At 47.0% G+C, this 4,320-nt stretch carries 7 protein-coding genes and 1 pseudogene; all 8 read left to right on the top strand.

The features are described from left to right. Nucleotides 1-645 (top strand): annotated as a pseudogene (locus tag BUB60_RS20425) (hypothetical protein); the annotation flags it as partial. A gap of 20 nt (nt 646-665) precedes the next feature. Next, nucleotides 666-1,043 carry a hypothetical protein gene (locus BUB60_RS19315; protein ID WP_073083360.1) on the top strand — a complete coding sequence of 126 codons (378 nt, stop codon included), beginning with the start codon at nt 666-668 and terminating at the stop codon, nt 1,041-1,043. After that, nucleotides 1,033-1,578: an RNA 2'-phosphotransferase gene (locus BUB60_RS19320; RefSeq protein WP_073083363.1), complete on the top strand. Its 546-nt coding sequence runs from the start codon at nt 1,033-1,035 to the stop codon at nt 1,576-1,578. The genes BUB60_RS19315 and BUB60_RS19320 overlap by 11 nt, the downstream gene beginning before the upstream one ends. A gap of 75 nt (nt 1,579-1,653) precedes the next feature. Then, nucleotides 1,654-2,655, top strand: coding sequence for a hypothetical protein (locus tag BUB60_RS19325; protein ID WP_073083366.1), 1,002 nt, complete (start codon nt 1,654-1,656; stop codon nt 2,653-2,655). Nucleotides 2,656-2,670: 15 nt separating this feature from the next. After that, a complete protein-coding gene (locus tag BUB60_RS19330) occupies nt 2,671-2,901 on the top strand; it encodes a hypothetical protein (RefSeq protein WP_073083369.1) in 231 nt (76 codons plus the stop codon). Between the two features lie 35 nt (nt 2,902-2,936). After that, complete coding sequence (locus tag BUB60_RS19335; RefSeq protein ID WP_073083373.1) at nt 2,937-3,269, top strand: DUF2185 domain-containing protein; 333 nt, start codon at nt 2,937-2,939, stop codon at nt 3,267-3,269. Nucleotides 3,270-3,410: 141 nt separating this feature from the next. Next, entirely contained in the window at nt 3,411-3,626 is a 216-nt protein-coding gene (locus tag BUB60_RS19340; RefSeq protein WP_200796657.1) for a hypothetical protein, read from the top strand. A 194-nt stretch (nt 3,627-3,820) separates the two neighbouring features. Continuing rightward, on the top strand, nt 3,821-4,320 hold a 500-nt coding region (locus tag BUB60_RS19345), incomplete at its 3' end, for a hypothetical protein (protein ID WP_143162435.1).

Consider the following 4,320-nt stretch of genomic DNA (forward strand, 5'->3'; position numbering starts at 1 on the left):
AATCAGGATTGGAGCGCGCCCGGAAAAGCAACTCTGAACACCGCCCTCGGCGGCGGTCTCGGGGCATTGGGCGGCTATCTCGGGGGAAAAGCCGCAGAGACAGCCGGAGCATACCTCGACCAGTGGGCCCATGTCAAAGGAGGGAACCAGCTGCCCGAATACCGGCCGAGCCTTGCAAACAACAAAGTCGAGGGATATAATGGAAACCGGGAAAGGGTATACGAGACTGTAAAAGGTCTGGGGAAGAGCGCTGAAACTAGTGCTGAGGGCGCGGGGAATGTTATTAATCCCAATGAAATTCGATTCAGTCAGAGCTCAGTCAACGGCGTATATAAAATCACCGCAAGTATGAAAGCAAACGGTTGGCAAGGTGAGCCTATTGATGTTGTGAAAATGTCCGACGGTATATTAACGTCAGTGGACAATACGAGGGTTGCCTCAGCAAGAGAAGCTGGCATTGATGTCAGAGCAAATGTTCATGGATACAATGACCCGCTTACACCAGATCAAATGAGCAGATTTGCCACAAAAAAAGGCATTCCAACAACGTGGGGTGAAGCAATCAAATTGCGGATAGACAAACAAAATTCCGCCTTCAGAAATAGCTTTCCCGCCGGTTCGTTTGATCTGCCGATGTTTAAGTAAGAGGAACAGGAGTTGAAAACATGTTGAATGAATTACTTGCACTTGAAAAGTCATTTAAGGGATTTACATATCCCAAGGCCTTTCTAAAAGTAGTTGAGCTTAATCTGATTGATTTTGATATCTGGTACATCATGGATGAAAAACAGGTCATGTTGCGTGTTGAAGGACTGAGCAAACGATATCCCAAACGAATGCTTATACCGTTTGCTCGCCGTGAAGACAATGATGATGTTGCCTGCTTTGAAATAGGCAGAGGAAGCAAAGTTATTGTTATTCATGATTATGCCAGCGAGGGTTGGGAACACCGTAAAGAGTTTTCAGACTTTTGGGATTGGTTTGAGAATGTAGTGAAAGATTTGATCGCTTATGAGCGAGAGGAAGAGCAAAATGATTTCTGATTATACTGCGCTCAGCAAGGAAATCTCTTATGCTTTACGTCATGCACCTCATGAATATGGTTTGACACTTGATAAACAAGGCTGGGTTCCGGTGGAGGACCTCATCAACGTCCTGAAAAAGCGAGAAAAATATTCTGATTTAACGCTTCAGGATATTACTGACATGATACAGGCCTCCCCAAAAAAGAGGCATCAGTTTGTTGGCAATCAGATACGGGCTCTATATGGCCATTCTACGGAAGAAAAGATTAAGAAGGATTCCATTCAGCCCCCAGATATTTTGTATCATGGTACTGCTCATAAATTTTTAAAAAATATTCTCGAGCAGGGACTAATTTCAAAGGATAGGCAATATGTTCATCTCTCGCAGGATAAAGAAACGGCAATTACTGTTGGCAAACGAAGAGACAATAGCCCGGCTGTTTTACGTATTGATGCTTTGACTGCTTGGAAAGAGAGCATCAAGTTCTATCACGGTAACGAGACAATTTGGTTGGCAGACGAAATACCGGCCAAATATATCACTGTTACTTGAATTATCGGTTATAGTCATGCGCGACCACCCACAAGGTGACCGTCAATAAGCCTTCATTTACCGGGCTTTCACGGAATGTTGAACAATCAAAAACCTCGGATGAATGAATCCGAGGTTTTTACTTTAATTAATGTAAAAGGAATGGAAGCGGCAGGGCTGGCGATGGTGGCGGGGACGGTAGAGTATCTGACGGAGAAGATCCCGGTAAACAATCTGTTCAAGATGCTGGATTCCGGTGCCGGTGGCTTTACGAGAGGCTTGATAAATGTGGCGGAACAGGCGGGGCTGGGCGGGGCACAGGCATACGTGAGCAGCTATGCCGGAGTGCTCTCCGATCAGCTCATCATGCAGGACAGGTCACAACTCAATTCTCTTATCGTGGAGAACCAGCGGAACGGCATGAGCTATGACGACGCCGTGCGTGCGGCCGTGGTAAAGCTGTACGTCACCGACCCGCTGACCGCCGCCGGGCAGGGCGCGGCAATGGGCGCGGCTGTCGCGTTGCCTTTCGCCCTTCACGGCGGCAATACGGCGGCGCCAAACGGATACCTTGGCAGCAAAGCCCCAGAAGCGGGCCTTGCCCAGAAAAATGTGCCAAGCATTGCGGAAGAAACAGTCAGCGCATATCGCAAACAATGGCCCAACGCAAAAGGAGAGACCATTGAAAGCGACCTGGAAAAGGTATACAATAATATATATGGTAAAGGGGGGCGTACCGAAAGCAGTACTGAGGGCGCGGGGGACCTTTGGGAGAGTACCGATAATCTGATAAAGTCAGCAACAATGCCAGGAAAAGGCGGTGTATCACCTGTTGGCCGAGCCTTTCAAAAACATGCTGGTAACCCTAGTCGTGCAGGAACGTTCGTTGGTGAAGTGTCTGGTAATGCTACCAGAAATACTGAACAAGGAGCACAATACATCTCAGATATTCTGAGTAATCCACAATCTACATACAAAGTGCGCCATACCGATGCGTTTGGAGATATTCTAGATGTTCGTTTGCCTGATGGTACTGGAGCTAGATGGTCAGCGGACGGGAAAACCTTTATAGGTTTTCTAGAAAAATATACGAAATAACAGGAGGAATCGAACATGCAAGAATGGTCGGCAGATTTTGTTAATGACCCTTCCGATGACTATAATCTTGTCGTTGAGGTGCTATGTGATGATAAGGATGTTGCAATTATTCGAAATAATGGCGGTGAAATAGTAATAAAGTGGTATCCGCAAGCCAAAGGACTTGAGGTACCTGTTGATTGGTTAGTCAGCTTGCTGTCAACAGCAAAAGAACGGCTAAAAAAACAATCAGATATGATTAACTGACTACCGTGATGATGTTGTGAAAAGGATGATGACATATGTCTCCTAATATCGAATTTATTAAAAATGCTGGTGCGTGTATAGCCTCAAGGCGCATTATTGACGGTGCAGGTTATCTAAAATGGGCTATACGGGAACAGTCCGTCAATTCAGCAGACAACGGTTGGCGCTTCTTCTCTGCCACAGATGATGCAGAATACATTAATAATCCAGATAATCTGGTAATCTGTGACTATAATACCGTCGCAGAGATTGAACCGGCCATTATTGCAACTTATCTTCTCCCTATTGGAACGGATTTGCAGTTGGTCGTTGAACATGGCAAACGTTATTTTGTTGATAATATTACGGGTAAAAAGGTAGACCTCTGAGAAAGTAAAAGAATCAGGGAGATTTCGCTTATGGCTAAGATGAAATCAAGTTACGGGGCTTGCTTAGTATCACAAACATATATAACGGAAAAGGTCAGTTAAAATGGTGTATCCGTGAGAATAGCAAAAGAGATGCAGATAATGGCTGAAGGTTTTTATCTGATATTGATACTGAAGAGTATCTTGCAGATGTATACAATTGGTGTATTCTGGCATTTGAAGCTCATCGAAATTGAGCCAGCTGTGCTGGAAATTTATAACATGTCCATTGGTACTGAGTTGACGTTAATACAGGAGGGTAAACGGAAGTTTTTCATTGATACAAATACAGGGAAAGAAATCACTTTGTATAAATAGCATTACGAAAATATAAGGGCCGTTCATGCCCCCTATCCTAATTGCGGGGCGGCGTGAACAGGAGCGGGGGCGCTTAACGACCCTGGCGCTTTAACCTGCATGGTTTTTTTGCCCCTGGTTCATTCCACTCATGGGCCATTAATAATAGATAACACAATCCCGCCCCAAAGTAATTTTGAGGCGGGATTACTGTTATGCTGGGCGTCCCGTTCACAGCGCCGACGGCGGAAAATCTGCAAACGCTGAACGAACAGGCGACGCGGGCGGCGGATGTGTACGGCCTGGATTCTCCGCAGGTGGCCGCGCTCGTCGGGCGGCGGCGGGATTTGCAGGCTTCGCAGAAGCACGTTGAGGATGTTTACATGGCACAGCCGGCGAAGCTCACGGAGTCGGAGCGTCAGGCGCGGGAATTGCAGCAGGCCGTCAAGACATCAACGGGGGTTCAGAAGAGGCAATTTGAGAAGCAGTACGACGCGCTTGTGAATTCCGAACAGTATATCAAAGACAATTGGGAGCATTGGCTTGGATTAGCGCAGTCCGGGAAAACGCTGACGACAGACGAACGCGAGGAGGCAAAAATGGCCGCCGCGGCGCTGGGGCAGGCCGCCGATAAGCTTTATTGGTCGCACGGGGACCCGACCTTGCTGACGCGGGAGGAAGTGCGGCAATATAATACCTTAACGGGCCTGTCGGG

Source organism: Sporobacter termitidis DSM 10068 (assembly GCF_900130065.1).
GTDB classification, from domain to species: Bacteria; Bacillota; Clostridia; order Oscillospirales; family Oscillospiraceae; genus Sporobacter; species Sporobacter termitidis.

Excerpts from the sequence above, each read along its gene's own strand:
- BUB60_RS19315 (WP_073083360.1), top strand. The coding sequence starts at position 666 with ATGTTGAATGAATTACTTGCACTTGAAAAGTCATTTAAGGGATTTACA.
- BUB60_RS19330 (WP_073083369.1), top strand. The coding sequence starts at position 2,671 with ATGCAAGAATGGTCGGCAGATTTTGTTAATGACCCTTCCGATGACTAT.
- BUB60_RS19320 (WP_073083363.1), top strand. The coding sequence starts at position 1,033 with ATGATTTCTGATTATACTGCGCTCAGCAAGGAAATCTCTTATGCTTTA.
- BUB60_RS19325 (WP_073083366.1), top strand. The coding sequence starts at position 1,654 with ATGTTGAACAATCAAAAACCTCGGATGAATGAATCCGAGGTTTTTACT.
- BUB60_RS19335 (WP_073083373.1), top strand. The coding sequence starts at position 2,937 with ATGTCTCCTAATATCGAATTTATTAAAAATGCTGGTGCGTGTATAGCC.
- BUB60_RS19340 (WP_200796657.1), top strand. The coding sequence starts at position 3,411 with ATGGCTGAAGGTTTTTATCTGATATTGATACTGAAGAGTATCTTGCAG.